This window comes from Bacillus sp. RC252 (assembly GCF_044909215.1).
Lineage (GTDB): Bacteria > Bacillota > Bacilli > Bacillales > Bacillaceae_G > Bacillus_A > Bacillus_A mycoides.
Genome location: NZ_JBIYDV010000007.1, coordinates 109,115 through 135,694, shown reverse-complemented (window position 1 = coordinate 135,694; position 26,580 = coordinate 109,115). Strand labels below are relative to the sequence as shown.

Annotated in this window: 39 protein-coding genes and 1 pseudogene; 26 read left to right on the top strand and 14 right to left on the bottom strand. The window is 34.6% G+C overall.

What is annotated here, in order from left to right; genetic code table 11:
• Window positions 1-100: 100 nt before the first annotated feature.
• From ABH960_RS12200 to ABH960_RS12155, 10 genes and pseudogenes are all read left to right on the top strand, one after another.
• Window positions 101-718 (top strand): annotated as a pseudogene (locus tag ABH960_RS12200) (ATPase, T2SS/T4P/T4SS family); the annotation flags it as partial.
• A complete protein-coding gene (comGB, locus tag ABH960_RS12195) occupies window positions 705-1,742 on the top strand; it encodes a competence type IV pilus assembly protein ComGB (RefSeq protein ID WP_016096112.1) in 1,038 nt (345 codons plus the stop codon). The pseudogene ABH960_RS12200 and the gene comGB, both read left to right, overlap by 14 nt.
• 11 nt (window positions 1,743-1,753) lie before the next feature.
• Window positions 1,754-2,053: a competence type IV pilus major pilin ComGC gene (gene comGC / locus ABH960_RS12190; RefSeq protein ID WP_002088623.1), complete on the top strand. Its 300-nt coding sequence runs from the start codon at window positions 1,754-1,756 to the stop codon at window positions 2,051-2,053.
• Window positions 2,050-2,505 (top strand): competence type IV pilus minor pilin ComGD, encoded by a 456-nt coding sequence (comGD, locus tag ABH960_RS12185; RefSeq protein ID WP_002129089.1) that lies wholly within the window; start codon window positions 2,050-2,052, stop codon window positions 2,503-2,505. Before comGC ends, comGD begins: the two co-directional genes overlap by 4 nt.
• Window positions 2,498-2,794, top strand: coding sequence for a hypothetical protein (locus ABH960_RS12180; protein WP_002088621.1), 297 nt, complete (start codon window positions 2,498-2,500; stop codon window positions 2,792-2,794). The genes comGD and ABH960_RS12180 overlap by 8 nt, the downstream gene beginning before the upstream one ends.
• A complete protein-coding gene (gene comGF / locus ABH960_RS12175; protein WP_404445386.1) occupies window positions 2,778-3,239 on the top strand; it encodes a competence type IV pilus minor pilin ComGF in 462 nt (153 codons plus the stop codon). Before ABH960_RS12180 ends, comGF begins: the two co-directional genes overlap by 17 nt.
• The gene (gene comGG, locus ABH960_RS12170) at window positions 3,236-3,607 is read left to right on the top strand and encodes a competence type IV pilus minor pilin ComGG (protein WP_242307657.1); all 372 of its coding nucleotides are present in this window, start codon (window positions 3,236-3,238) and stop codon (window positions 3,605-3,607) included. The genes comGF and comGG overlap by 4 nt, the downstream gene beginning before the upstream one ends.
• Before the next feature lie 173 nt (window positions 3,608-3,780).
• A complete protein-coding gene (locus ABH960_RS12165) occupies window positions 3,781-4,431 on the top strand; it encodes a 2OG-Fe(II) oxygenase (RefSeq protein WP_002131210.1) in 651 nt (216 codons plus the stop codon).
• A gap of 150 nt (window positions 4,432-4,581) precedes the next feature.
• Window positions 4,582-5,079, top strand: coding sequence for a shikimate kinase (locus ABH960_RS12160; protein WP_002138327.1), 498 nt, complete (start codon window positions 4,582-4,584; stop codon window positions 5,077-5,079).
• A 38-nt stretch (window positions 5,080-5,117) separates the two neighbouring features.
• Complete coding sequence (locus ABH960_RS12155) at window positions 5,118-5,318, top strand: YqzE family protein (protein WP_002015009.1); 201 nt, start codon at window positions 5,118-5,120, stop codon at window positions 5,316-5,318.
• Window positions 5,319-5,387: 69 nt separating this feature from the next.
• Here ABH960_RS12155 and ABH960_RS12150 read toward each other — a convergent pair whose 3' ends face one another.
• Together ABH960_RS12150 and ABH960_RS12145 are read right to left on the bottom strand one after the other, a co-directional pair.
• Complete coding sequence (locus ABH960_RS12150) at window positions 5,388-6,017, bottom strand: VC0807 family protein (protein WP_404445381.1); 630 nt, start codon at window positions 6,015-6,017, stop codon at window positions 5,388-5,390.
• 126 nt (window positions 6,018-6,143) lie between these two features.
• Complete coding sequence (locus ABH960_RS12145) at window positions 6,144-6,260, bottom strand: GTP pyrophosphokinase (RefSeq protein ID WP_404445378.1); 117 nt, start codon at window positions 6,258-6,260, stop codon at window positions 6,144-6,146.
• Between the two features lie 72 nt (window positions 6,261-6,332).
• Between ABH960_RS12145 and ABH960_RS12140 the strand changes: the two genes are divergently transcribed.
• Both ABH960_RS12140 and ABH960_RS12135 read left to right on the top strand, forming a co-directional pair.
• Window positions 6,333-6,560, top strand: coding sequence for a hypothetical protein (locus ABH960_RS12140; protein WP_000032698.1), 228 nt, complete (start codon window positions 6,333-6,335; stop codon window positions 6,558-6,560).
• A 98-nt stretch (window positions 6,561-6,658) separates the two neighbouring features.
• Complete coding sequence (locus ABH960_RS12135) at window positions 6,659-6,790, top strand: hypothetical protein (RefSeq protein ID WP_002088613.1); 132 nt, start codon at window positions 6,659-6,661, stop codon at window positions 6,788-6,790.
• Between the two features lie 49 nt (window positions 6,791-6,839).
• On the opposite strand, the gene ABH960_RS12130 is transcribed toward ABH960_RS12135, so the two are convergent.
• Together ABH960_RS12130 and ABH960_RS12125 are read right to left on the bottom strand one after the other, a co-directional pair.
• On the bottom strand, window positions 6,840-7,634 hold the full coding sequence (locus ABH960_RS12130; RefSeq protein ID WP_002088611.1) for a YqhG family protein: 795 nt from the start codon (window positions 7,632-7,634) through the stop codon (window positions 6,840-6,842).
• A complete protein-coding gene (locus ABH960_RS12125; protein ID WP_002015016.1) occupies window positions 7,621-9,303 on the bottom strand; it encodes a DEAD/DEAH box helicase in 1,683 nt (560 codons plus the stop codon). The genes ABH960_RS12130 and ABH960_RS12125 overlap by 14 nt, the downstream gene beginning before the upstream one ends.
• 391 nt (window positions 9,304-9,694) lie before the next feature.
• Here ABH960_RS12125 and gcvT point away from each other — a divergent pair, with 391 nt between their 5' ends.
• The 12 genes from gcvT (at window position 9,695) to ABH960_RS12065 (ending at window position 18,779) form a co-directional block, all read left to right on the top strand.
• The gene (gene gcvT / locus ABH960_RS12120) at window positions 9,695-10,795 is read left to right on the top strand and encodes a glycine cleavage system aminomethyltransferase GcvT (protein WP_404445373.1); all 1,101 of its coding nucleotides are present in this window, start codon (window positions 9,695-9,697) and stop codon (window positions 10,793-10,795) included.
• A gap of 20 nt (window positions 10,796-10,815) precedes the next feature.
• Entirely contained in the window at window positions 10,816-12,159 is a 1,344-nt protein-coding gene (gene gcvPA / locus ABH960_RS12115) for an aminomethyl-transferring glycine dehydrogenase subunit 1 (RefSeq protein ID WP_404445370.1), read from the top strand.
• Window positions 12,156-13,631, top strand: a complete 1,476-nt coding sequence (gene gcvPB, locus ABH960_RS12110; protein WP_002122485.1) for an aminomethyl-transferring glycine dehydrogenase subunit 2 — start codon at window positions 12,156-12,158, stop codon at window positions 13,629-13,631. Before gcvPA ends, gcvPB begins: the two co-directional genes overlap by 4 nt.
• Before the next feature lie 283 nt (window positions 13,632-13,914).
• On the top strand, window positions 13,915-14,118 hold the full coding sequence (locus ABH960_RS12105) for a DUF3929 family protein (protein WP_000262495.1): 204 nt from the start codon (window positions 13,915-13,917) through the stop codon (window positions 14,116-14,118).
• A 70-nt stretch (window positions 14,119-14,188) separates the two neighbouring features.
• Entirely contained in the window at window positions 14,189-14,380 is a 192-nt protein-coding gene (locus ABH960_RS12100) for a hypothetical protein (protein WP_002088608.1), read from the top strand.
• A gap of 118 nt (window positions 14,381-14,498) precedes the next feature.
• Window positions 14,499-14,873, top strand: a complete 375-nt coding sequence (locus ABH960_RS12095) for a GntR family transcriptional regulator (RefSeq protein ID WP_001021351.1) — start codon at window positions 14,499-14,501, stop codon at window positions 14,871-14,873.
• A gap of 3 nt (window positions 14,874-14,876) precedes the next feature.
• Window positions 14,877-15,749, top strand: a complete 873-nt coding sequence (locus ABH960_RS12090; protein WP_404445365.1) for an ABC transporter ATP-binding protein — start codon at window positions 14,877-14,879, stop codon at window positions 15,747-15,749.
• Window positions 15,730-16,398 carry an ABC-2 transporter permease gene (locus tag ABH960_RS12085; RefSeq protein ID WP_404445362.1) on the top strand — a complete coding sequence of 223 codons (669 nt, stop codon included), beginning with the start codon at window positions 15,730-15,732 and terminating at the stop codon, window positions 16,396-16,398. Before ABH960_RS12090 ends, ABH960_RS12085 begins: the two co-directional genes overlap by 20 nt.
• A 14-nt stretch (window positions 16,399-16,412) precedes the next feature.
• On the top strand, window positions 16,413-17,045 hold the full coding sequence (locus ABH960_RS12080) for an ABC-2 transporter permease (protein ID WP_404445359.1): 633 nt from the start codon (window positions 16,413-16,415) through the stop codon (window positions 17,043-17,045).
• Window positions 17,046-17,114: 69 nt separating this feature from the next.
• Window positions 17,115-17,738, top strand: a complete 624-nt coding sequence (locus ABH960_RS12075) for an ABC-2 transporter permease (RefSeq protein ID WP_404445356.1) — start codon at window positions 17,115-17,117, stop codon at window positions 17,736-17,738.
• Window positions 17,739-17,753: 15 nt separating this feature from the next.
• The gene (locus tag ABH960_RS12070) at window positions 17,754-18,347 is read left to right on the top strand and encodes an ABC-2 transporter permease (RefSeq protein ID WP_078180999.1); all 594 of its coding nucleotides are present in this window, start codon (window positions 17,754-17,756) and stop codon (window positions 18,345-18,347) included.
• A 246-nt stretch (window positions 18,348-18,593) separates the two neighbouring features.
• Complete coding sequence (locus tag ABH960_RS12065; RefSeq protein WP_404445353.1) at window positions 18,594-18,779, top strand: hypothetical protein; 186 nt, start codon at window positions 18,594-18,596, stop codon at window positions 18,777-18,779.
• Between the two features lie 16 nt (window positions 18,780-18,795).
• Here ABH960_RS12065 and ABH960_RS12060 read toward each other — a convergent pair whose 3' ends face one another.
• The 5 genes from ABH960_RS12060 to ABH960_RS12040 all read right to left on the bottom strand — a co-directional run bounded on the left by ABH960_RS12060 (window position 18,796) and on the right by ABH960_RS12040 (window position 21,446).
• Window positions 18,796-19,053 carry a DUF3975 family protein gene (locus ABH960_RS12060; protein WP_404445350.1) on the bottom strand — a complete coding sequence of 86 codons (258 nt, stop codon included), beginning with the start codon at window positions 19,051-19,053 and terminating at the stop codon, window positions 18,796-18,798.
• A 15-nt stretch (window positions 19,054-19,068) separates the two neighbouring features.
• Window positions 19,069-19,383 (bottom strand): DMT family transporter, encoded by a 315-nt coding sequence (locus ABH960_RS12055; RefSeq protein WP_002015033.1) that lies wholly within the window; start codon window positions 19,381-19,383, stop codon window positions 19,069-19,071.
• A gap of 1 nt (window position 19,384) precedes the next feature.
• Window positions 19,385-19,717, bottom strand: a complete 333-nt coding sequence (locus ABH960_RS12050; protein ID WP_000312339.1) for a DMT family transporter — start codon at window positions 19,715-19,717, stop codon at window positions 19,385-19,387.
• A gap of 71 nt (window positions 19,718-19,788) precedes the next feature.
• Complete coding sequence (locus ABH960_RS12045; RefSeq protein ID WP_002034003.1) at window positions 19,789-20,370, bottom strand: TetR/AcrR family transcriptional regulator; 582 nt, start codon at window positions 20,368-20,370, stop codon at window positions 19,789-19,791.
• 98 nt (window positions 20,371-20,468) lie between these two features.
• A complete protein-coding gene (locus ABH960_RS12040; protein ID WP_404445345.1) occupies window positions 20,469-21,446 on the bottom strand; it encodes a LacI family DNA-binding transcriptional regulator in 978 nt (325 codons plus the stop codon).
• Window positions 21,447-21,763: 317 nt separating this feature from the next.
• Here ABH960_RS12040 and ABH960_RS12035 point away from each other — a divergent pair, with 317 nt between their 5' ends.
• Window positions 21,764-22,300 carry a hypothetical protein gene (locus ABH960_RS12035; protein WP_002129065.1) on the top strand — a complete coding sequence of 179 codons (537 nt, stop codon included), beginning with the start codon at window positions 21,764-21,766 and terminating at the stop codon, window positions 22,298-22,300.
• A gap of 37 nt (window positions 22,301-22,337) precedes the next feature.
• Here ABH960_RS12035 and ABH960_RS12030 read toward each other — a convergent pair whose 3' ends face one another.
• Entirely contained in the window at window positions 22,338-22,721 is a 384-nt protein-coding gene (locus ABH960_RS12030) for a rhodanese-like domain-containing protein (protein ID WP_002015038.1), read from the bottom strand.
• Window positions 22,722-22,891: 170 nt separating this feature from the next.
• Between ABH960_RS12030 and ABH960_RS12025 the strand changes: the two genes are divergently transcribed.
• Entirely contained in the window at window positions 22,892-23,728 is an 837-nt protein-coding gene (locus ABH960_RS12025; protein ID WP_002015039.1) for a lipoate--protein ligase family protein, read from the top strand.
• 28 nt (window positions 23,729-23,756) lie between these two features.
• On the opposite strand, the gene ABH960_RS12020 is transcribed toward ABH960_RS12025, so the two are convergent.
• The 4 genes from ABH960_RS12020 to ABH960_RS12005 form a co-directional block, all read right to left on the bottom strand.
• Window positions 23,757-24,596 (bottom strand): hypothetical protein, encoded by an 840-nt coding sequence (locus tag ABH960_RS12020; RefSeq protein ID WP_002138306.1) that lies wholly within the window; start codon window positions 24,594-24,596, stop codon window positions 23,757-23,759.
• A gap of 200 nt (window positions 24,597-24,796) precedes the next feature.
• The gene (locus tag ABH960_RS12015) at window positions 24,797-25,465 is read right to left on the bottom strand and encodes a DUF1048 domain-containing protein (RefSeq protein WP_372488340.1); all 669 of its coding nucleotides are present in this window, start codon (window positions 25,463-25,465) and stop codon (window positions 24,797-24,799) included.
• Between the two features lie 7 nt (window positions 25,466-25,472).
• The gene (locus tag ABH960_RS12010) at window positions 25,473-26,159 is read right to left on the bottom strand and encodes a DUF1129 domain-containing protein (protein WP_404445341.1); all 687 of its coding nucleotides are present in this window, start codon (window positions 26,157-26,159) and stop codon (window positions 25,473-25,475) included.
• A complete protein-coding gene (locus tag ABH960_RS12005) occupies window positions 26,128-26,481 on the bottom strand; it encodes a PadR family transcriptional regulator (protein ID WP_404445338.1) in 354 nt (117 codons plus the stop codon). The genes ABH960_RS12010 and ABH960_RS12005 overlap by 32 nt, the downstream gene beginning before the upstream one ends.
• Window positions 26,482-26,580 lie beyond the last annotated feature (99 nt).

Sequence of the window (26,580 nt, the reverse complement as noted above, 5' to 3'; positions counted from 1 at the left end):
GCTGTTTTTTTATAATCTATAGCCAAGTTTAATAAAAGTTAGTGCATATTTGGCATGAAATAGGGCTTTGGATATTATCTTTAGAGAATTGTCCCCAAAAACTAAACAAACTGGTTCTGGAAAAACAACAACAATGTATGCGTTATTAGAAGTAGCTAGAAAATGGCAAACACGTCGCATCATTACACTAGAAGATCCAGTTGAGCAAAGAAAAGACGGTTTATTACAAATTCAAATAAATGAAAAAGCTGGTATCACATATAAAACAGGATTAAAGGCTATTTTGCGTCATGATCCAGATATTATTTTAGTTGGCGAAATTCGTGATGAAGAAACAGCAAAAGTAGCTGTAAGGGCCAGTTTGACGGGACATTTAGTAATGACAACCTTGCATACAAATGATGCGAAAGGAGCGATACTACGATTTATGGATTATGGTATTACAAGGCAAGAAATTGAACAATCATTATTAGCAGTAGCTGCTCAGCGGCTCGTCGAATTAAAATGTCCATTTTGCAGAGGGAAGTGTGCAACTTTATGTAAATCAATGAGGAAAGTGAGACAGGCAAGCATTTATGAACTGTTATATGGATATGAATTAAAACAAGCGATTAAAGAAGCAAGTGGAGAACATGTTACGTATCACTATAAAACGTTGGAATCATCGGTTCGAAAAGGGTATGCTTTAGGCTTTTTAGAAGAAGATGTATATGTTTAAGAGAAAATGGAGTTTAAGTGATCAAGCATTATTATGTAAAAGATTAAGTGATTTATTAGAGAAAGGTTACTCACTTTTGCAGGCGTTAGAATTTTTGCAGTTGCAACTACCATTAGGGAAGAAATTACAGTTACAGCGTATGATCGAGGGATTGAAAAATGGACAAAGTTTGCACGCTTCTTTTCACCAATTAATGTTTCACTCTGAGATGTTAAGTTATTTGTTTTATGCAGAGCGACATGGTGACATTTCTTTTGCTTTGCAACAAGGGAGCGTACTTCTTTACAAGAAAGATAAATATAGGAAAGATATGATGAAAGTAATGCGATATCCTATGTTTTTATCATTTTTTTTAATGATTATGCTTTCTGTTTTTAACCTCATTTTATTGCCTCAGTTTGAAATGATGTATAGTTCTTTACGTTCTACAGCACCACCACTTACGGAGCAAATTTTAGTTGCAATTAAATTATTACCCTACTTCATTTATATGATTGTTCTTATCGTTATAACGGGATTTAGTTTATATATATTTTATTTCCGAAAACTTCCGCCTACTCAAAAGGTAAAGATTATGATCCGTATTCCCCTTATGAAAACATTTCTTATTTTAAATCATTCGCATTATTTTTCCACTCAATTAAGTGGTTTATTACACGGTGGATTGTCGGTACACGAAGCATTAACAATAATGATGAAGCAAAAGTATCATCCGTTCTTTCAGTATGAAGCAGACCGAATTGAGCGGCAATTAATTGCAGGAGAACCGTTACAATCTATTATTGATAAAAGCGGTTATTACGAGAAAGAACTTTCTTATATCATTACGCATGGACAAGCAAACGGTAATTTAGCAAATGAGCTTGGTGATTACAGTGAGCTCATTATTGAAAAGGTAGAACAAAAAATTAAACGTATGTTATTTGTGATTCAACCCATTTTATTTACATGTCTTGGGGTTATAGTCATTTTGATGTACTTAGCGATGATTATGCCGATGTTTCAAATGATGAATTCTATATAGGGGGCATTTACATGCAGAATGAGGAGGGTTTTACTCTTTTAGAAATGTTATTAGTTATGGTTGTCATAACTGTATTATTACTATTAATTATTCCAAATGTAGTTACACAGCGCTCATCCGTCCAAGGAAAAGGATGTGCAGCCTATGTGAAATCTATAGAAGCACAAATACAAGCATATCACTTGCAACATAATAAGATTCCATCAATAGAGGAACTTGAAACAGGAAAGTATATTACTTCAAAAACTTGCCCGAAAGGTGAACCAATCCATATTTCCGATGATGGTACGGTATCAGCTGGGAAATCGTGAAGCAAAAAGGTTTTACTCTTTTAGAAATGCTACTTGTCTTATTTGCTATTTCTGTACTGAGTGTTGTTACGCATTTTAACGTTACTTCATTACATGAAAAACAAAAAGTTGAGCAGTTTTTGAAACAGTTTTCAAATGATATTTTGTATATGCAGCAGTTGGCGATTAAGCGTCAACAGCATTATACGTTACGCTGGTTTAAAGGGAAACAGATGTATTATATTTCGGAATCGGAGACAGACCTTTTAATTGTTAAGAGAGAATATGATAAAGATGTCCAAATGGATTTGCATACCTTTCCAAATCCAATGACATATAATCCGAGCGGGAATATTAATAGGGGTGGTACCATTTTACTTTCCTATCGAGGGTATAAATATGAGATTGTATTTCAGCTTGGAAGAGGGAGATTTACGTATCGTGAAGTGTCAAAAAGGATCAGTAATGGTTGAAATGGTTGTAGCGTTAAGTTTAATAATGATGGCGGCATCGTTATTGCTCCCGCAAACATTATTAATTATGCAAGAAAGAAAAAATATAAAAATGAGCTATAAAGCATTAATATTATTAAAAAAAGAAGCGGCCTTATTTAAGTATGAGAATGAGGAAAAGCGAGTAAAAGAGCAAGTCATAAAAGGAATTGTATATTACACATATTGGAGAGGAGATGAAGTTTGTACGATGTGGAAAGATATGAGAGGAAAAGCGATGGAGCAATGCCTTTATGCAAAGGAAAAATAAAAAAGAAGCGGGATTTACATTAATAGAAATGATTGCATGTTTGTTGCTTTTATCAATGTTCTTTTTACTTTTACCGCGTCTTCATATTATGGGGATAGAAAATACACATTCAAAAGGATTAAATGACTGGGAGTGGGATGTATTTTTAGGACAAATGCAATTAGAGTTTCGTGAAGTATCAAGTGGGAGGAAGATAGAGCTAGAAAACGGTGGGAATATTTTACGCCTCCAACTTCGTAATGGTGATCAGGTGACGTATGAAAAGTCGAATAGTAATTTAATAAGAAAAGTAAATATGCACGGAAGGGAATTTATATTACAAAGGATTGAAGCGATTTCGTATAAATTAACACCTCATTTGTTATATATATATGTGAAAGATATAAGTGGTGAAATATATGAAGGCGTGGCTGTGCGCTATAGTGAAATTGAGATAGAAACATGAGAAAACAAGATGGATTTGCAATGCCAGGAACAATTATTTTTCTTATTTTATTCATTTCTTTTTTGATGTACGAAACGAATATGTTACTTTCGGATAAAAAATTTTATTCTGAAATAGAACAAAGTTTTTTCATGGAGGAACTTGTTGATCGCGCTATTTCAGATATAAAAAGAGAGTTACAGCAAAAAGAAAAAGAGGATGTTTTTTTATTTCAGTATGAAAGAGGAGAAGTGAGTGGAAAGTACGTCTTTGAAAATGATGTTATTATCATTTCGTTGCAATGTGTTACAAAACAGAGAGTTTTCTATACAGTGAGCTTTCACTATAGGAAAAAGGATAATAAAATATTTGATTGGGTAGAAGGATAGTGTGTAAAATACGTGGGAGAGAACCACTAATTCCTATTGTGGAGTTAGTTAATTTCTGTGAGGGAAGGGATAAAACGATGGTCAAAAGTTTAAATTTTCTCAAAAAAGAGAAAGGTAGAAAGAATATGATATATTCATGCTATCCAATCATTTTTTTCTAGGGAGATAAGGAAATGACAAATAACAATCAAATAGGTGAAAATAAGGAACAAACTATTTTTGATCATAAAGGAAATACGATTATGACAGAGGATAGGGAAATACAAATTATTTCAAAATTCGAAGAACCTCTTATTGTCGTATTAGCAAATGTATTAAGTGATGAAGAGTGCGATGAATTAATTGAATTGTCTAAAAGTAAGATGGAACGTTCTAAAGTTGGTTCATCACGTGATGTAAATGATATTCGAACAAGTAGTGGTGCATTTTTGGAAGAGAATGAACTAACTTCGAAGATTGAAAAACGAATTTCATCTATCACGAATGTTCCTGTAGCGCATGGAGAAGGATTGCACATTTTAAATTATGAAGTAGATCAAGAATATAAAGCGCACTATGATTATTTTGCGGAACATAGTAGATCAGCTGCTAATAATCGTATAAGTACTCTTGTGATGTACTTAAATGATGTAGAAGAAGGCGGAGAAACATTCTTTCCGAAATTAAATCTTTCTGTACACCCTAGAAAGGGAATGGCAGTATACTTTGAGTACTTTTATCAAGATCAATCACTAAATGAGCTTACGTTACATGGAGGGGCACCTGTTACGAAGGGCGAGAAATGGATTGCAACGCAGTGGGTGAGAAGAGGTACTTATAAGTAAAAGTGAGCCAGCTTGTTTGATTACGAGAAAATAGTGAGTATGTTACGTTTTGTTCTTCATAGCATAAGAAGAACAAAACGTTTTTTATTAAATAAAGTAACATCTTTCGTTATAATAACAAATAATAACGGATGATTGAGAGGAACGAAAATGAAATCTATATACATAACCGGCTATATGGGAGTCGGGAAAACAACAATTGGAAAAGCGTTAAGTAAAGAACTCCATATGGAAGTTGTAGATACAGATCAAAAAATCGAAGAGCAGAAAGAGAAGGCGATTCGGTATATTTTTGCAGAAGAAGGCGAAATGGCTTTTCGTGAATATGAAAGTGAAATGTTACGTTCACTACCGGTTCAGAATGTAATTATGACAACTGGTGGAGGGATTATTGAACGAGAGGAAAATCGAAAGTGGATGAAGGAAAATGGAACTGTTGTGTATTTATATTGCGATCCACATGTAATTGCAGAAAGGCTTCGTGAAGATACGACACGTCCACTATTTCAGAAGAAAGATATAGATGCATTTATAACGAAATTTGAATCGCGCCGAGCGTATTATGAAGAGGCTGATATTCATATCGATACGACAAATAAGTCGGTAAAGCAAATTATGAATGAATTAAAGCAAAAGATTAATGAATAAAAAAGTGGACATACTAATCAAGTAGAGGTGATGATAATATGTCTACTAATGATTATGTACGCTTTGTGACACAGCAATTTGTGTCATATATGGATGCTCCAAAAGAGGATCGAAAACAACAGAAACAACAACGTCGTGCGGAGAAAGAGCCATTCTTAAATAAATGGTTTGGTGTTATGCCACTGAGCGCTGCTTTGTTTTATCGAAATGTAAAAAATAAAAGAAAAAAATCAAGCTAACTTTTTCGTAATATGTTTAGCAAAACAAAAATCCCCTAGTATAACAAGATGCTAGGGGATTTTTGTTTATTACACAGACTCTTTTTCCTCAGTAACCGCATGTATTTTATTGTTTACCCATACAAATCCAATTCCGATACAAATAGAAATCCCCCAGCCAACAGCGGTCATAATAGCTCTCATTTCACCATATCCATCTACACCGAAAACAGAGATGAAATAGATTTTCAAGAAGCTTTTTAATATAAATTGAAGGCCGAAAAATAGTGTTAAATATTGCAGTGCTGGATATATACGACTATCACGATAAAGCTCACGGCTTTTATCACGATCATGACCTTGCAGTGCTGCGATATCAGCTGCGAAATATAACATGAGTGGTTTTTTTATAAAGATTGTACATATAACGATGCAGCCAAGTACGATATGATAATATGCATCATTCCATAGCATTCGTTCAGCCGACCCAGATATTAAGTCTACCGCTGTATTAGAAATAAGTGTAATTAAAATAAAGAACCCTGTAACGTTAAGCTGTTTTTCTTTTTTAAAGGTATACAGTGTATAAATAATCCCCGGAACAGAGGAAATTAACATTGCGTAATAAGGATCGATATAAGGTTTTGCAAATTTCCAAATGAGGAATGGGAATACGAGATAAAAGACAAGATCTAATATAGCTTTTTTATTTTGATTCATACATGGCCTCCTTAAGTCATACATATATTTTATAATATAATTTCTGAAAATTGTATAAGGTTAATGAAAAAAAGAAAAGTAGATGATTAGTAGATTAAAAAATTGCCCCTAGCGTAGTAAGTTTTTTTAGTATATAATAAAGGAAACGCTTTCATTTCTGGTTTGTTCACAAAATGGACGGAAAATCACATATTTACTATTGATATGTTGCTTTATAATGAAACTAATTAAATATACATGCATACAATATTGTGAAATAAATAACATAAATAATCTATATAAATGTAAACGTTATCAAAGAGAGAGGTGGAGACAATGAGTAAATTTTTCTTCAATCATAATCCAGCAACATTAGAGGATGGAAGACTTGTTAAGTATGCTGAAATTATTTATGGAGAAGGTGGCCGTTCTGTATTAGAAAATTTAATGGTGAAGGCATCTATCAGATTACGTGATCGTTATCCGAATAAATCTGACGAACAGATCTCGAACCTCGTAAATCAAGGCATCCATGATATGTTTCAAAAATACGTGAATGAGTAAGAGCAGCTACTGGCTGCTCTTATTTTTTTGTATAAGGATTGTGCCTCTAGCTGAAAATAAAGATGCATTTTGAAACATGCAAAAAGGAGGCGAAAAAGATGAGTAATGGAATTGGTCGTTCAAAAGAGAATCTTCCAACTGATGCAAACCATGTAAGTGCAAAGGATCGTGCATATCAGAAACGTATGACAGAGAAAAAACAGCAAGAGCGCAATGAAGATAGAGAATAGGCTGGGAACATATTTTAAAAGAAGCTCCTTCAATCTGAAGGAGCTTTCTTTAAGATAGAAAATGATTTGCGGTAACATAAAAGAGACCACCGTTTATAATTTGTATTGTAATGCGTGGTTCGTATTGTTCTTGTAATGCTTGCTTTTCAATTTCATAGCTTTCTGGAAGTTCATCGCTATCTTCGTAAAATCGATTTAAAAGGTCTAAATCGTGATTCCAACGCACTCTCGCTTCTTTTGCCCACGTGTGGTCATCTTCAGCGATTATACTTTTTAAAGCATCCTCTATACGTTGTAAGCCACTTTGTGGCTTAATGATAGGTGAGAGGGTAAAACAAAAGTCAGGTATTTTCGGTGTGAGTTTGATCTCTGCTAAAGTGTCATGAAAGTTTGCAATCATTGTCCCGGAAATAAGATGAATACCGATGGAATGAAGTATGTCTTTTTTTCGGTCGCATTGATAAGATACTTTTATATTTACACCAAGCCAAGGATGAAGGGGCGTATGAGTTGCCCCGCTATGTTTCACTTCCTCATATAAACGTATGTATGAACCTAGTTCTTTTGTTGTTTCAAATATTTGATGCAAACGTGGTGAACCGTAATGAATAAGTTCACCGTCGTTTTCTTCGTTTTCCGGATTTGTAATAAGAGTAAGGCGCATCGGGTTCGGAACGCCTCCTGTTTTTTCAAGATAGTGCCAATAGAAAGGGCGGTTCATTAATAATTTATCCATTTCAATTGTTAACTGCACGTCTAATAGGTGAGGGGAACGTTCTAAAATTTCGCAGTTATTCGCCTCAAAAAAGTTATATAAGTAATTATGAATTTCATTTTGCTGCATAGTCTTGCACCTCTGCTTCATTGCGCTTCGCAAAATCGATAATAGATGTTAAATTTTCCATCTTGATTCGAATTTCACCTTCGCTTTTTGACTGAGCGAAAATTTCTTGAATATGCGCATCAATATTTTTCATGTTGATTCTCGTTAAAATTTCATCGAGTTCACCGATTACACGTTCAAATAAATTAATTTTTTCATATAGTAGTTTTAAAATGTGCTCTTCAACAGTATGCTTTGTTGCTAAGTTATAAATATGAACATCATTTTTTTGTCCAAGACGGTGAATACGTCCAATCCTTTGCTCGAGTCGCATTGGATTCCACGGTAAGTCGTAATTAATCATATGGCTACAAAATTGTAAGTTAATTCCTTCACCACCAGCTTCGGTCGCAATTAATACTTGGGCATGATTTTGGAAAAGCTCCTTCATCCAATCTTTCTTCCCGCGCTTAAATCCACCGCGAAATGGAACAGAGGAAATGCCATGTTGTTGTAAGAACCATTGTAAATACATTTGTGAAGCTCTATATTCAGTGAAGATAATGACTTTATCGTCAACTTCTTTTATAAGCTCTAGTGCTTTATTTGCTTTGGAGTTGAACGGAATATGATTAATTTTGTCCATCAGCACATCAATATGTGGGTCCTTTATGTAGTGCTCATTTTCTTTCTGTCTTTTTTCTACATGTTTTTTTAATGAATAGTAAACAGCTTCACGACTACTACATGCTTCCCGTTTTAAAGTTAAGGATGAGAAAGCAGATGTGACGGCATCTTGTCCACGCCAATTTTCAATTTCATTATACAAAGCTTGTTCTTCTTCATTGAATTCAACGAAGATTGTTCGTACATGCCTCTTCGGCCAATCAATGCCAGTGTTATTGCGTCTATTTCGAACCATTACTTTATTGATAAGAGCTTTTAAATCTTCATCGGATTCAGTGGAACGATTTTTAGAAGCGTAATATTCTTCAAAATTAGATTGATTGCCTAAATGACCTGGTTTTAATAAAGAAACGAGGTTGAAGATTTCATCGATTTTATTTTGAACAGGAGTTGCAGTTAGTAATAAACAAAACTTCTTTTTTAATCGCTGTGCAAATTCATAGTTTTTTGTTTTATTATTTTTTAGTTTATGTGCTTCATCGATAATAATAAGGTCATACTCTAGGTTTAAAACGATATCGCGATGCGGTGAACGTTTCGCAGTATCGATTGATGAAACGATGACATCAGCTTGTTCCCAAGAATAACTTTTCTTTTGAGCGACCGCAGGAATAAAAAATTTTGTGTTTAGTTCATACGCCCATTGAGATACGAGAGAAGCTGGAACGAGAATGAGTACCTTTTTTACAAGTCCTCGAACCATATATTCTTTTAAAATAAGTCCAGCTTCAATCGTTTTTCCAAGTCCGACTTCGTCTGCTAGAATCGCTTTACCATTCATTTGTTCAATGACATTTTGAGCAACCTCTAATTGATGTGGAAGCGGCGTGAAATGTGATAAATGTTTCGGTGCTTGCAATCCATCAAAAGTAGGGACGAGTAACGATTTCTCTGTTTTATAAGCTAAATGATATAAATCCCAATTTGTCCAAGGGCCATCTTCATCAATTCTTTTTAAAAAATTATTTTGCCACGTTCGATCTACGGAAATATCGACATTCATTAAGACTCTCCTACCTTTTATAAACTAAAGTGATTATTAAAAAAATCTTTATTATAAGCCTTGTAATAAGGCGCTATCACAATTACTAAAAGTTAAAGAATAGGCAATGATAAAGGGCTAAATTTCAAAATTTGTATTTAATAAGATTAAGAATGAAAAATTCTAAATTATTTTTTATGCTAGAATATTGATGAAATATAGCGAATAATGTTAGGATAATGGTGTGAAATGTGTGGAATCTTTCGTATTTTATCCAAGAAAGTAACTTTTTATTTACGCTTTCATAAAAAAATATACTGAGATTCCGTATAACCTTATCTTTTCAGAATGAAAATGTTTAGATATGGGAAGCAACTTTTATTGATTTGTCAGAGCATAAGGGGGAAAGAGCATGATTACATTACAACGTACACCGTTATTTGATGTATACGCGAAGTATGGTGGGAAAACAGTCGACTTCGGTGGTTGGGAATTACCAGTTCAATTTTCAAGCATTAAAGTGGAACATGAAGCTGTACGTACAGGAGCAGGTTTGTTCGATGTATCTCATATGGGAGAAGTAGAGGTAAAAGGTGTAGATAGTTTAGCATTTTTACAACGTGTTGTTACAAATGACGTATCTACCTTAAAGGTAGGGGGCGCACAATATACAGCTATGTGCTATGAAAATGGTGGCACAGTAGATGACTTATTAATCTACAAACGTGGTGAAGAAGACTATTTATTAGTAATCAATGCATCAAATATCGAGAAAGATTACGAATGGTTAGCTAGCCATGTAATTGGCGATGCGAAAGTAGTCAATGTTTCTAGTGAAGTTGCGCAGCTTGCAATTCAAGGACCAAAAGCAGAAGGCATTTTACAAAAAGTTGTGTCAGAAGATTTGAAAGAAATTAAGTTCTTTAAATTTAAAAATAATATTCTTGTAGATGGAATTCCTGCACTTGTATCTCGTACAGGTTACACAGGTGAAGATGGATTCGAAATTTACTGTAAGAGTGAAGATGCAGCAAAACTTTGGGAGAAACTTCTTGAAGTGGGAGCAGAAGAGGGCTTAAAACCATGTGGCTTAGGTGCTCGTGATACACTTCGCTTCGAAGCAACACTTCCGTTATACGGACAAGAGTTATCAAAAGATATTACACCGATTGAAGCGGGAATTGGCTTTGCGGTAAAACCAAATAAAGAAGCAGATTTCTTTGGAAAAGAAACGTTAAAAGAGCAAAAAGAAAACGGTGCATCTCGTAAATTAGTCGGCATCGAAGTAATCGAACGCGGTATTCCTCGTACGCATTACCCTGTATTTATAGGAGAAGAAAAAATCGGGGAAGTAACGAGTGGTACACAATCTCCAACGTTAAAGAAAAGCATTGGTTTAGCACTAATTGATGTAAAATACGCAGCAGTTGATACAGAAGTAGAAATTGAAATTCGTAATAAACGCGTCAAAGCAGTAGTTGTTCCAACACCATTTTATAAACGTTCAAAGTAACGGGGAGAGGGGTAGATTTCATGTTGCATCGTTATCTTCCAATGACAGAAGAAGACAAAAAAGAAATGTTACAAACGATCGGCGTTCAAACGATCGACGAATTATTCTCTGATATTCCAGAGAGTGTTCGTTTTAAAGGGGATTTAAAAATTAAAGAAGCAAAATCAGAGCCAGAGCTGTTAAAAGAGTTATCTCAAATGGCTAGTAAAAATGCTAATTTAAAAGAATATGCTTCTTTCTTAGGAGCAGGTGTATACGATCATTACGCTCCAGTAATTGTTGATCATGTTATTTCTCGTTCAGAGTTTTATACAGCTTACACACCATACCAACCAGAAATTTCACAAGGGGAATTACAAGCAATTTTTGAATTCCAAACAATGATTTGTGAATTAACAGGAATGGATGTAGCAAACTCTTCTATGTATGACGGAGGTACAGCTTTAGCTGAAGCGGCAATGCTAGCAGCTGGTCATACTCGCAAAAAGAAAATTCTTGTTTCAGCGGCAGTTCATCCAGAATCAAGAGCGGTACTTGAAACATATGCAAAAGGTCAAAATCTTGAAGTTGTTGAAATTGATCATAAAAACGGTGTAACAGATTTAGAAGTACTACAAAGTGAAGTAGATGATACAGTTGCTTGTGTAATCGTTCAATATCCAAACTTCTTCGGACAAGTGGAAAAGTTAGCTGATATCGAAAAAATCATTCATCAACAAAAATCATTATTTATCGTTTCTTCAAATCCATTATCATTAGGCGCATTAACACCGCCAGGAAAATTCGGTGCTGATGTTGTAATCGGTGATGCACAACCATTCGGTATCCCAACGCAGTTTGGTGGACCGCACTGTGGTTACTTTGCAACAACGAAAGCATTTATGCGTAAAATTCCAGGACGTCTTGTCGGACAAACTGTAGATTCAGATGGTAAACGTGGATTTGTATTAACGTTACAAGCACGTGAACAGCATATTCGTCGTGATAAAGCGACGTCTAACATTTGTTCAAACCAAGCGTTAAATGCATTAGCAGCTTCTGTTGCAATGACGGCACTTGGCAAACAAGGTGTAAAAGAAATGGCACGTCAAAACATTTCTAAAGCACAATATGCAAAACGTCAATTTGAAGCGAAAGGTTTCACAGTAACGTTCGCTGGACCATTCTTTAATGAATTTGTTGTAGATTGTAAACGTCCAGTTAAAGAAATAAATGATGTATTAATACAAAAGAATATTATCGGTGGTTACGACCTAGGCCGTGATTATAAAGAGCATGAAAACCATATGCTTGTAGCGGTAACAGAGCTTCGTACAAAAGAGGAAATTGACACACTTGTAAACGAAATGGGGGCTATCCAATGAAGAACCAAGACCAAGCACTTATTTTTGAAGTGACTAAAGAAGGACGCGTAGGATATAGCTTACCCAAATTAGATGTAGAAGAAGTAAAATTAGAAGATGTGTTTGAGAGTGATTATATTCGAGTAGAAGATGCAGAGCTTCCAGAAGTATCTGAACTTGATATTATGCGCCATTACACAGCGCTTTCAAACCGTAACCACGGTGTGGATTCTGGATTCTATCCACTTGGGTCTTGTACGATGAAATATAATCCGAAAATTAATGAAAACGTAGCTCGTTTCGCAGGCTTTGCAAATATTCATCCACTTCAAGATGAAAAAACAGTGCAAGGTGCAATGGAATTAATGTATGACTTACAAGAACATTTAATTGAAATTACAGGTATGGATACTGTTACGTTACAACCAGCAGCTGGTGCACACGGAGAATGGACAGGATTAATGTTGATTCGTGCATATCATGAAGCGAACGGTGACTTTAACCGTACGAAAGTAATTGTTCCTGACTCTGCTCACGGAACAAACCCGGCGTCTGCAACAGTAGCTGGTTTTGAAACAATTACGGTGAAATCAAATGAACATGGTCTTGTTGACTTAGATGATTTAAAACGTGTTGTAAACGAAGAAACAGCAGCACTTATGTTAACAAATCCAAATACATTAGGCCTATTCGAAGAAAATATTTTAGAAATGGCAGAAATCGTCCATAACGCAGGCGGTAAATTATACTATGATGGTGCAAACTTAAATGCGGTATTAAGCCAAGCACGCCCAGGAGATATGGGATTTGACGTTGTGCATTTAAACCTTCATAAAACATTCACAGGTCCGCATGGCGGCGGTGGCCCAGGTTCTGGTCCAGTAGGTGTGAAAGCTGATTTAATTCCGTACTTACCAAAACCAATTTTAGAGAAAACGGAAAATGGCTATCACTTTAACTATGATCGTCCAGAAGCAATTGGGCGCGTAAAACCATTCTATGGTAACTTCGGAATTAACGTTCGTGCATACACATATATTCGTTCTATGGGCCCAGATGGCTTGCGTGCAGTAACTGAGTATGCTGTATTAAATGCGAACTATATGATGAGAAGATTAGCACCATTCTATGATCTTCCGTTCGATAGACATTGCAAGCATGAATTTGTATTATCTGGTCGTCGTCAAAAGAAACTTGGTGTACGTACATTAGATATTGCAAAACGTCTGCTTGATTTCGGTTACCATCCACCAACAATTTACTTCCCATTAAATGTGGAAGAATGTATTATGATTGAGCCAACAGAAACAGAATCAAAAGAAACATTAGATGGTTTCATTGATAAGATGATTCAAATTGCTAAAGAGGTAGAAGAAAATCCAGAAGTTGTACAAGAAGCACCACATACAACGGTAATAAAACGTTTGGATGAAACATTGGCTGCTCGTAAACCAGTGTTACGTTATGAAAAGCTAGCACCTGTACAAGTGTGATTGGAAAAAAAAGAACTCGCTACATGCGGGTTCTTTTTTTTGCAAAATTGGTGTGGCTAGAATGAAAAAATGTTGAAAATTTATATTTTTTGTTTCATATTGCTGTAAAGATGCGGTTTTATAGGTGTTTTTGTTGAAAAAGTCGGTTTGATAAAAGTATTTATTTTTGTTAGAATTTTATTGAAATTAAGAAGATGTGATGAGGTAGAAATTACTCATTTTTATGTATATGTGAAAAAACGAGCAAGAGGGGGGTGGAAGTGTGGGATATCGATGTTATAGAATGGTATACCATTTAGAAAATGGAGAAACAATTAAAGATGTAAAAGAATTTTGTTACCGAGACCAAGGGAAAGTGTTAGAAAGAGTAGCGCACCGTGTAATGGATAATAGAGAAGTGACAGCGATTGATAAACAAGGAACAATCATTTCAATAGCGTGTGAGGACATTGTAAAGGTAGAACTTGATTACATAACAGAAAGTTAACCTTGAGTCATATCGAATTATTCGATACAATATACTGTTGAATGGTGAAGAGAGAAGAGAGGAGTTTATCATGGGTAATACACGACACTTTTATATGTTTATTTTAGCGTTTGTTCTTGTTGTGGCGTTAACGATTTATTTAATTGTTGATAGCAGCTGGTACAATACAGTTCATCCAGCATTCCTTCTTTTTATGTATGTAGGAATTGCGGTTGTTAGTTTCGGAATGAGAGACGAAATGTTAGATCGCTTTGAAAAGTGATACATATACGAAAGACCAACAGGAAAATGTTGGTCTTTTTTTCTTGCCAAAAATAGGATGTTGTGTATATACTGTGTATACAAGGTATATACAGTATATACACACACTGGAGGAAAACATGAATATTATTATTTCGAATTCTTCCCAAGACCCTATTTATGTGCAAATAAGAAAACAATTAAGCCAGCTTATTTTAAATGGTGGTTTAAAGGGTGGAGACCAATTACCGTCTATTCGTAGCTTAGCGAAGGAATTACAGATTAGTGTAATTACAACGAAGCGTGCGTACGAGGAGCTTGAAAAAGAAGGATATATAGAAACTGTTGCTGGGAAAGGGACTTATGTTTCACGTAAAAATAATGAACTACTAAAAGAACAAAGGCTTCGTTTATTGGAAAGTAAAGCGGAAGAGATTGTGAATGAAAGTAAAGCGTTGCAGCTTTCACTTGAAGATTTACAGCAGATGATTGCGTGTTTATATGAGGGGGAATAAGGGATGTTAGAGCTAAAAAACGTTTGTAAAAGTTATCAAGATTTCTCAGTGAAAAATGTAAGTTTTACATTACCACGAGGATATATTATGGGATTTGTTGGACCAAATGGAGCCGGGAAAAGTACGACAATCAAAATGATTATGAATTTAATTAGAAAAGATAGCGGCGATATAAAAGTTTTTGGCAAGGACAATAAGAAAGCCGAAAAGGAAATAAAACAAAATATCGGTTTTGTATATGATGAAAATCATTATTACGAAGATTTAACGTGTGAACAAATGAAGCGTATTATTGCACCGTTATATAAAAAGTGGGACGAAAAGCAGTATCAATCGTATATGCAGAGATTACAAGTTCCAACGTATAAAAAGATTAAAGAGTTATCCAAAGGGATGAAAATGAAATTTGCGATTGCCATTGCACTTTCACATCACGCGGAGTTTATCATTATGGATGAACCGACAGCAGGATTAGACCCAGTTGTTCGAAGTGAATTACTTGATATGCTGCAAGAGATTGTAATGGAAGATGAAGTATCTGTATTATTTTCCACACACATTACAACAGACTTAGAGCGCATCGCGGATTATATTACGTTCATCAACGATGGAGAAATTATATTTACTGGTGAGAAAGATGAATTAATGGAGAATTACGTAATCGTAAAGGGAAACAATGATTTATTAGATCGAGAAGGAAAAGAACTATTTGTTGGATTACGAAAAAATAAATTTGGCTTTGAAGGTTTAGCAGAGGATAAACAAGCAATTATCGATTGGTTTGGGCAAGAAGTAATATTAGAAAAACCGACCTTGGATGATATCATCGTTTACACTGCGAAAGGGAGAGGTGCCAATGCGTCAGCTCGTATATAAAGATTTGTTCTTTTTTCGGGGGATATGGTTAGTGTATCTTACTATACCTTTTATATTCTTTTTATTTGAACATGGTGATGGAATGCTGTTTCCTATGAGTTGTTTATTTATAACTCTTTCCTCAGTTACGATATTAGTCGTAATAGATGAACGAAATACAAGTGACATTATTATTAATAGTTTACCGTTAAGTAAAAAGGATATCATAATTGCTAGATATATTTCCAGTGCAATATTTATTGTAGGTGGTATGTTCTCCACTATGTTGGCTGCTTTTCTTATAAGAGGTATCGCTGTTATTGGTGATATCGGTGCATATCATCCTAATCTATACATTGAAGTTCCATGGTATGGAGTAGTAAATGGGGTTGTTTACGCCGTATTTTTGGTTGTCACCTTTTTCCCTAGTTATTATGGTACAAAATCGAAGGTAGTAAGAAGTATAGTATCAGCAGCATCAATAGGAGTGGGGGGAATACTTTGGATATTTATTAGTGATGGGCTGAATGAAACAGCACCTTCATTCATTGAGTGGATTATGAATCCATTACATCTTGGCATATTTATAGTTGGATTAATTACACTAGCTAGTATATATATCGCCTCTATGTTTCTTACAATTAAAATTTACGGAGCACGTGATTTATAGAGAGGAGAATTCATATGCAACAGTTGATTTTGAAGGAGTTTTTCTTGCAAAGAAAAATATTTCCCATCTATTTAATCCTGCCTATTTATGGGGTGTTACAACAGTCTATAGAACCATTTCAGTTGGCGTTTGTTTGTTTTGCTATCTGTCTTTTGATGATTTCAATCTCTTTATCAAATGAAGAGAAAAATAGTACGGAAAAAATATTAGTAAGTCTACCTTTTACTAGGAAAGATATTGTCATTGCGAAATACATATCGACAGTATTTTTTATTGGAGTTAGTCTAATCGTTACATTTGTTTTCTTTGTGCTACCTGTATCTGTATTAAGAGAAAATACAAACATTCCGTGGTATGCACTATTTATAGCTATTTTCTTTTCTGTTCTTTATGCTGTTATGATTCTTCCCATAAAATATAGTGTGGATAAACAAACGGTTACTATTCTTGGAGCGATTATGCTTTTTCCTATAATAGGTTTGTTAGGATTTATGTGCAATATATTTGCTGAGGAAAGGCTTATGCTAATGTTTTTCCGATCTTCAGATGTGCTATTAGTTATTAGTATTTTAAGTCTAGGAGCGTGTTTAAGTTATTTCGCCTCAATGTTTTTATCGATTGTAAGTTTTAAAAAGAAGGAGCTTTAATACTTATAACTTGTCTAATATAAAAACTAATAAGTGATGTTATGGGATGAGTCTAGGGAGTTGTAATAAATGATCAAGCAACTAGTCTTAAAAGATATGATGTTGCAAAGAAAGTTAGGGTTTGTTTACCTAATATGTTTGCTTTTCCTTGTCATTGTTGATTTTCGTAGTGATAGTTTTCTGATGACATTTAGCATGTTTATACCTATTCTTGGCATGATGCTGTCAATGAGTTATGAGGATAAAAATAAAAGTGAAATGATAATAAATAGTTTACCGTTTCAGCGTAAAGAAATTGTCATAGCAAAATACATATTTGTAAGTATTTTAGTTGCTTTAGGTGGAGTTTTCCCATTTACTGTTAGTTTAATACAGTTGCAAAACGAAAATACAACTGTATTTATGCTATGGGGAGCGATTCTTGGAGGAATAACAGGTGGCTTTGTTTATAGCATAATCGTACTTCCGATTGAATTTTCAGTAGGGTATAGCAGTGCCAAACAAATTGCTCCTTTTATCGGAATTGCATTTGGGTATTTAAGTGGACTGATTGTAAGTAACGTATGGTTAGGTGTAGAAAATGCTTGGAACACTAGTATATTCATAAATATTTGTTTTATAGCAGGGCTGCTTCTTTTATATATCATGTCTATGTTACTCTCAATTAATTTGTATAATGAGCGTGATTTGTGAGGGGGAAGAATAGCTTTGAAACAACTAATTTTAAAAGATTTCATCGTCCAATGGAAATTTTTAATTTGGTACATACTGTATCCTATTTTCTTTTATATGGCTTTAACCGATACGAAAAATTTATTCATAATTATGTCAGTCATTTTTACAGTTATGGCAACCGTTAAAACATTTAATGAGGATAGTAAAAATGAGAGTGAAGTTATATTAAATAGTTTACCAATATTGAAAAAAGAAATTGTATTTGCAAAGTATATAGTAGCAATTATTATTCTTTTCATAAGCGTAACGATTGGTTGTTTCACGATGGGAATGAAGAATGGAGCTAATGTATTTGAATTTATTGAAACGACAGTGGTTGCTAGTATTAGCTTTATTTTAGTATATTTAAGCTTTGTTTTACCGATATCATTTTGGCTAGGGTATAAAAAAACTGTTTTTATTACGATATTCATATTTATAGCACCGATTGTTATTTTAGAGACGTTCTTTCAAATCAACCTGGAACAAATTCAATTATATAATAGCTTATTATTCGGGGGTTCAATATGCATGTTCATAGCATCTGTCTTCGTTTCAGTAAAAGTATATGAAAAAAGAGAATTTTAAAAGGTGCCTCATGAAAGGCACCTTCTTCAATAATGACAATATGAAAGCAGCAGTTTATAAACAGAAACGCTATTCGGCAAATCTTTCGGAGTATGTAATATAAAGCTGAAAACGATGATGAGAATGAGAAAGAGAAAAAATAAAAATAGGATCTGCTTATGTATAGAATTTTGCATAGGATCCACTCCTTTTTTAGGTAGTATGTCCAAAAGAAAGGAGGGTATGAAAATTTTAGGAGGGAGAATGATGAAAAAAAGAAAATGGTTGTATAGAATAGGGGTACTTTTATGCTCAATTGGTCTCATATTAGCAAATTTTTATTCGGATATACCACCGCTATTCCCTAGTTTGCATAAAGGGATTGGTATGAGTGTTGTCATAGTTGGTCTGCTTTGTCTTATCGTATCAAATTTCTATAGAAAATATGAATGAATATAAAAAAGGACAGTTACTTCTTGTCAGAAGAACTGTCCTTTTTAAATAACTTATTCCATAGTTTGGTAATACTCCATATAATGATGATTGCAATGGAGGCAATAATTGACCAAACGATAGATGCAATTTCAAGTGCCATGTTAGGAAGGAATGTAAGAATGGATATTACTCTATGAAACAACCAGTCTATTATATGAAAACTTATTTGTAATAGAATGACGATCCCGAGTGTAATCCATGCTAACATTTGTTTTCCTTTTTCTTTCCACATGACATTCACCTCACGTTAGCCTAATAATTTTAAGCCAACAGCGCCGCACAGAATGCAGCTTAAGAAGGCAAGGCGGCGCCAATCCGCTGATTCACGGAAAATAAGAATACCGAGAAGTGCACTTCCGGCAGTTCCGATTCCAGTCCAAATTGCGTAAGCAGTTCCCATCGGTAATGTGTTCATTGCAAGAGATAAGAAGAAGAAGCTTACGCCAAAGTTAGCGATTAAAATTACTTTTGGTGCCCAGCCTTTCTTTTCAGTGGCTACTTTCATAAAGAGTACACCAACAATTTCACAAATACCAGCTAGAATTAAAAATACCCAAGCCATTTTATGCGGCCTCCTTCGCTTCTTTTTCTTCTGTTACTCGTTTTAAACCAATTACTCCGAAGAAGATTAAACCGATTAATAATACTTTTACGATAGAGAAAGGTTCTCCGAAGATGAAAATCTCTGTAAGAACGATTCCACCAGCTCCAATTCCTGTAAAGACTGCGTATACAGTGCCGACAGGTAAATCTTTATATGCTCTAAATAATAAGACGAAACTAATTGTAATTAATAGAGCAACACCAGCCCACTCAAGTGGTGCCTCCGCTTTTTTAAGTCCAATAACCCAAAAGATTTCAATAATACCAGCTATGATTACATAAATCCATGCCATATGTCATTTCTCCTTCCTACCAGTCGTTAGGTAAAGGGCTTAAAAACGACGCATTGCAAAGGAGCAATCCGTCAGTTTGAAAGTCCGCGCCAAAATACTTTCCAAGAAGCTTCTAAACGTGTCTCAAAACGATTTAAACCTGCGTATAGTAGTTCAACCATAAGGCCGTCAAGTAAGCATAAAAAAGCCTCCAAAGCGTCTTTTACTTCAATGTTATGCAGTTCATCTTGTTCGCTTGCTCTTTTAAACACAGGGAATAAAAGTTTTCCGACATTTTCAATGTGTACATTCGCTTTATCAATAATTTGTTCGCGAAATGCATCCGGCGGAAAATAAGAAGTTCGTAACCAAAACATTGATTCTTCACTTTCACCAAATCGTTTTGCATAGCCTTTTAACAGATTTACTAGCAATTCTTCAGTAGACGATTTTGAAAAATTTTCGATATCGTCAGTGAAGCTTTGTAAATCTTTTTGAAGAGCGGATTCTAAGCATGTAAAATATAGCTCTTCTTTTCCTTTAAAGTGTGCGTAAATCGATGGTTTTTTAATCCCAACTTCTTGAGCAATATTTGCTAATGAAGTTCCTTCGTAGCCGTAGCGCGCGAAATGAGAAAGTGCTACAGCTTTAATGCGGTTTGCTGTCATTTTCATCCCCTACCTACCGTTCGTTAGGTTCATTATATGAGATAAAAAATATAAAGTCAATAGGTGAAGAACTGAAAAAAGAGTGCTATGGTTGGCACTCTTTTCTAGACTGTTTTTCGCTCAATTAAATGGAATGAAAGTTCTTCTGAGTTTCCAATAATGTGTTCGTTTTGTATCTGTTTATGAAATAAAGAAAAAGCACGTGATCCCATTGTGAGCCCGGGATGCTCAATAGTTGTAATTTCTAATGCTTTTGAAATTTCATGGTTATCAAATCCCAGGATAGCGAGGTCTTCAGGTATGCGAATGCCATGTTTTTTTGCCTCTGTTAATAAACCAGCAGCTACTTGATCGTTCGCTGTGAAAATAGCGGTTGGACGATTTTTCATGTTTAAAATACGATGAAGTATTTTTGCCCCGTCCTGCATCGTATAACATTGATGAAAAACCCAATCAGGGTGCACTGTTTTTCCTTCTTGACGAAGAGTATCGGCGAAAGCTTTTTCACGATCGATTGAATTAGCACTTGTTTTTCTTGCTAAACAAATGCCGATTTTTTCATGACCTTTACTGAGTAAATAGGAAGTACCAAGGCGGAATCCTTCGTAATGATCTACATAGACAGATGAAATGAGGGGATGTTTCATTTTTTCACATGAAATAATAGGGGCAAATTTTGCGAACGGTTCAATTTGTTCCCATGAACTCGTGCGAGAGCAAATAATCATCCCGTCAAATTGCTTCATTTTCATCATTTCAAGAACGTGAATTTCTTCAATACTATCGTAATTCGTTTGGCATAAATTAATATGATATCCAGCTGCTAACGCTTCGTTTCCGATTCCTTCAATGATCGTGCTAAAGTACGGAAGATTAATAAAAGGTAGCATAACGCCAATTGTATATGTTTTACCCTTTATTAAATGGATAGCATTTATATTTTTTGCATAGTTCAATTCTTCAATTGCATCTAAAACACGCTTACGTTTTTCCTCTTTTACGTAAGGATGATTATTAAGGACACGAGAAACAGTTGATATAGATACACCAGAAGTTTTTGCAATTTGTTTTATATTGGCCATATGTATCACCTCTTTCCTTAATTATAAGGGGAAAATAATAAGAATGAAAAAAATCTTGACCTGAAAAGCTTTTCACAATCTATGTTATAAGCATGGCTTCTGTTATTCGCGTAACCTTTTTATTTGGGCGTAAGAATAGCGAGGTCTTTTTTGTATGTCTGCAAAGAATTTTTGTCAAAATGTGTGAGAATAACGTGGAAAGTTTTCGGAGGAGGCGTTTGATAACGAAGCGAATAGAAGAGAGTATAAACGCTTCGCTCGTTAAGAGAGCGGTATGAAAGGGCGGAAACAAATTGAAAAAAGGAATCATTTGTTTCGTGTTTTCTAGTGTAATACTTAGCTCATGTTCATTTCAGCAAACGATGCAAGAAGAAAAAACATTTGTAGGAACAACAGGAGGGGCTAAGGACCGTGTTACTGATCCGATTCCCCTAAAGGAACTTCCAAAATATTTTCCGGCAAAGTTTAAAGTTCCAACGTTTTTACCTTATGACATTACGAGTGATGTGAAGGGAGAGGTAAGAACGATGGGAAAGAAGAATGCTGTCTTAACGATTAAATATAAGCAACAAGAGAAAGGAAGGCACGATTATATAGAATTAACAGTGGCCAACTTTTCTTACAGTTTTCCATACCTCGTAGAAGAGAATCGATTTCAAGAACAAATGAAATTGAATAATGGAGCACCTGCTTATTTTAAAAATAAGGATGATTACGAGCGAGGGGACGAATTTGCTACGCTTATATGGAAAGAGAAGGGGATTGAATATCAGCTATTATATCGTAATGTAGATGAGAAAGCTGAAGATGTGATTAAACAAAATCTGCTGTACATTGCGAACAATATGGAATGAAAAAACTAGCTGTATCGTGCAGCTAGTTTTTTGTATATTATTTCTTTTTAATTTTTCCTGACCAAGATTTAAATCCACCTTTTAATTGGTAGAAATCTGTGTAGCCTTGTTTTTTTAAGTATTGAGCTGCACGACCTGTACGGAATCCGCTTTGGCAATATAAATAAACCGGTTGATCTTGGCGGAGTTCTTTGTGGCGAAGGCGAATTTGTGATAATGGAATGTTACGCGCACCTAAAATATGTCCCGCGTTAAATTCATCCGCTTCGCGAATATCGATAAGCTGTGCTTTACGGTAGCCAGCGCGAAATTCATCTTCTGAAAGTGTTTTAATTAATTTTTTCTGATAGAAATACATCCATACAGTGTAGCCGATGAATGCTGCAATTGCGGCTAGTATAATAATCAAGTTTGTTGACACGATTCTATCGCTCCCTTTTTTCTTATCCTACTTTCAATATTATAATGCCCATATGTATTTATGCAACAGATTCATTTGTATATAAGAAGAAATTTCGTATTCTTTCACAAATTTTGTCGAATTTGGTAGACTAGAGAATGTGAAAAATAATTGGTTATATGAGGTGCAGGATGGGAAAAGAAAAATGGTGTTATATTAACTCTGGTCAATGTTCACCAGCATTTAATATGGCGTTAGATGAATGTTTATTAAATTGGCAAAGTGCAAAGAAAATGTCACCAACAATTCGTTTTTATGAATGGGAAGTACCAACATTAACAGTCGGGTATTTCCAGCGTGTTGAAAAAGATATAAATATGGATGTAGTTAACGAAAAGAAATATGGATTCGTTCGTCGTCAAACAGGCGGCAGGGGTGTACTACATGACAAAGAATTAACGTACAGTGTTATTGTGTCTGAAGATCATCCGAATATGCCAAAAACAGTTACAGAAGCATATCGAATTATTTCGCAAGGCTTATTGGACGGTTTTAAGGCATTAGGATTAGAAGCGTATTATGCAGTTCCGAAAACAGAAGCGGATCGTGAGAATTTAAAAAATCCGCGTTCAGGAGTATGTTTTGATGCACCATCTTGGTATGAAATTGTAGTTGAAGGAAGAAAAATCGCGGGTAGTGCTCAAACACGTCAAAAAGGTGTTATCTTACAACACGGTTCTATTCCGTTAGAAATAGATTTAGATGAGTTATACGACCTATTTTTATTCCCAAATGAGCGAGTAAAAGAGCGTATGAAAAACATGTTTTCTTCTAAAGCGGTAGCGATTAATGAATTAACAGACCGTACATTTACGATTGAACAGTTAATTAAAGCGTTTGAAACTGGATTTGAAAAAGGTTTAGATATAGAGCTTGTGCCGTATGAACTAACAGAAGAACAGCTTCATGAAGTTCAAACTTTAGCAAAAGAGAAGTATGAAAGTAATGAATGGAATTATAAAAAATAAGGAGATGGCGACCGCCATCTCCTTATTTTTATAGTAAATTAAGTACTTTTTCTACTTTGATTCCTTTATCTTGTAAAGAACGAAGGCGATTTACAACGTCCATAATTTCTTTGTCGAATGTAACGCTAATACCTTGGCTTTGTAGTTCTTTTTTTAATCCTTCAATAGAATCATCTATGTCGATGCCAAGCTCGTAATCTTGACAAACTTCAATTGTCTTTTTCACAAGTTTAACATAATTTTCTTGTAGTTTTGTATTTGTTTCAGTCAAAGCAGGTTGCTTCGGTTTTGTAGGAGTAACCGGTGCTGTCTCTTGCTTTGTAACTGGAGTAGGTACTGCTTTTTTCACAGGTGCTGGAGTAGATAGTTCTATAGCTGCTTCAACACTTACTGACTTCGGCGTTGGTACCGGAGTAGGTTTAGGTGCAGCAGGTGTTTCTACTCGCGTAATAGGCTTTGGAGCAGGTGTAACTGCTTTTGGAGCTTCTACAACTACTTCTTTTTTCGGAGTAGCTTCTACAACTGTTTCTTCTTGCTCAGCAGCTTCTTTATTTTCTTTGCTCCACATAACGCGTTCAACTTCTAGAGAAACATTATTTTTGTTCATCGCTGTTAATGTAACTTTACCAACCTCAGCGTTCCCAGTGAAATCAACAATTTTATAAATAACACTCTTGTTCCAATCCACGTTTCCGCTCAAAAATAATTCTTCGTTACATTTTGGCGTTAAGCCCTCGATTTTAATTTCTGCGTTTACACCGTTTTCACTATATACCATAATTAGCGAAGCATTTACATCTTCGTCTGCTAACATTAGTTCACGTACCATTTTGCCGGTGCGTACTTGCGTTTTCTTCTTAACTGACATCAAATTTCTCCTCTCAAAAATTCAATAATAATAAAAAAATCGTATAACGAAAAATAATTGCTCACGAAGATTTATGATACCGATAATAAAAGCATCACGTCAACAATTAACTTTAATTATTTTGCATTTTTCTTATTTTCTTTATGAAATTTTTCAATTTGTAAAATTAGACAGAAGAAAAACAGCCGTTTGAAAGGCTGTTAAAATTTAGATGTTTTATATAAAAATTTGTACAGAATATAAAAAGAAAGTGTAACAAGAGCACCTTGCCAAATAGACAAATTATAAAATAAGTATGGTTGTGTTTTAAAAAATACGTTTGAAAAAACTGATAAGATAAAAGGTATAAACACTGATAATAAGAGGAGTGCTTTTTGTTTCCAGGAAACCAGTATTGTAAAAGAAAAACGTCTAAATAACGAAAAAGTTATGAAAGCACCGATTGTTAAAACGATAGCAGATAATATTGTTCCAGGAATACTAAGTGGAATTTCTGAAGTGTTTGTATCTGTAAATAGTTTTTGCATAAGAGTAGTAAATGTATCGTATCCAATTTGAATAGCTAATAATAAACTAACTGCAAATCCAATAACGGTAGCTTGTTGGAAAGAATTTTGATGCTCTGAAGAGTTAATCAATTCGTCGCAGTAAGCTTTTAAATCTTCTCCGAAAATATCATGTGCATTTTTACCATCTTCTTGCGCTTCTAAAAGATGATCCAATATTTCTAAAAGCAATTCTTCCATTTGCTTTTGCGGAACGCTAGTAAAGCGTAAATAAATAAGCATATCACCATAAGCAGCTTCGTTTTCAGGTGTTAATAATTTTCTTTTTTCATTGTTTAACTTAACCATTTCTTTTTCGGTCATAACCTCGTTACTCCTTTTTAAATTCTAAGTATTCTTTTTTGAAGAAAAGTTTATATAGTGCATAGCAAGAGATGGCAAGTAAAGCGCCAATCCAAGGTGAAATTTGCAAAGTAGTATAGGGCTTTTTTATAAATAAAAAGGAAATACCAATTAATAGTATCCATAGGCTATGGCGTATTAAAAAACTTCCTATATGCCTCCAAATAGTTGTTGTGTTTTTAAATAAATCAGTGTTAATAAAATCGAAAACAAAACGTATCATAAGATGTACGGACAAGATAAATACGAGCAGATAAATGAAATCAATGTGTACAAATTTAAAACGTGCTTCATTTGAAAATAAGGGAAATACCAATGCAATTACGGAAGAAATAGCAAAGTATATTGCTAACAAGTAACTAGTTATAAATAAAGGAATCGATAATTGTTCCCATAAACTTTGCTTCGGTAGAGCAGCAATTAGCTCGTCACAGTACGCCTGTAAGTCGTCACCAAAAATATCATAAACACTTTTTTCTTTTTGTTGAGCTTCAATAAGGTGATCAAGAATTTCAATTAGCAGTTCTTCTGCTTGGTACTCTGGCACTTTAGCTAGGCGGATGTATATTAACATGTCACTATAGGTGGTTTCATTTTCTGCATTTAATAATTTACGCTTTTGATTATTTAATTCGATTAAATCTTTCGCCTTCATCCCCATCACTCCCCTGTAATAAGTTGTTTACCGTCGTTGAAACCATTCCCCAACTTTTTTTAAATTCTTCAAGCTGTTCTAATCCTTTATCGGTTACGTGATAATATTTTCGTTTTGGACCGAGTGAGGAAGCTTTTAATGTTCCTTCAATAAGTTTCTCTTTTTGCATGCGTAACAATAAAGGATAGATGCTTCCTTCACTTACGAATGTAAAGCCGTGTTTATTTAATTTTGTACTTAGTTCATATCCGTACACTTCTTCTTGTGAAATGATATATAGAATGCAACCTTCTAGTACACCTTTTAACATTTGGCTGTGCATGATTTCACCACCTTTTATCCAGGTAACTTGCCTTGCAAGGTAGCTGTTATCCGAATTATAACAGTCAGTAACTTGCAACGCAAGTTACTGAAGTGGAAA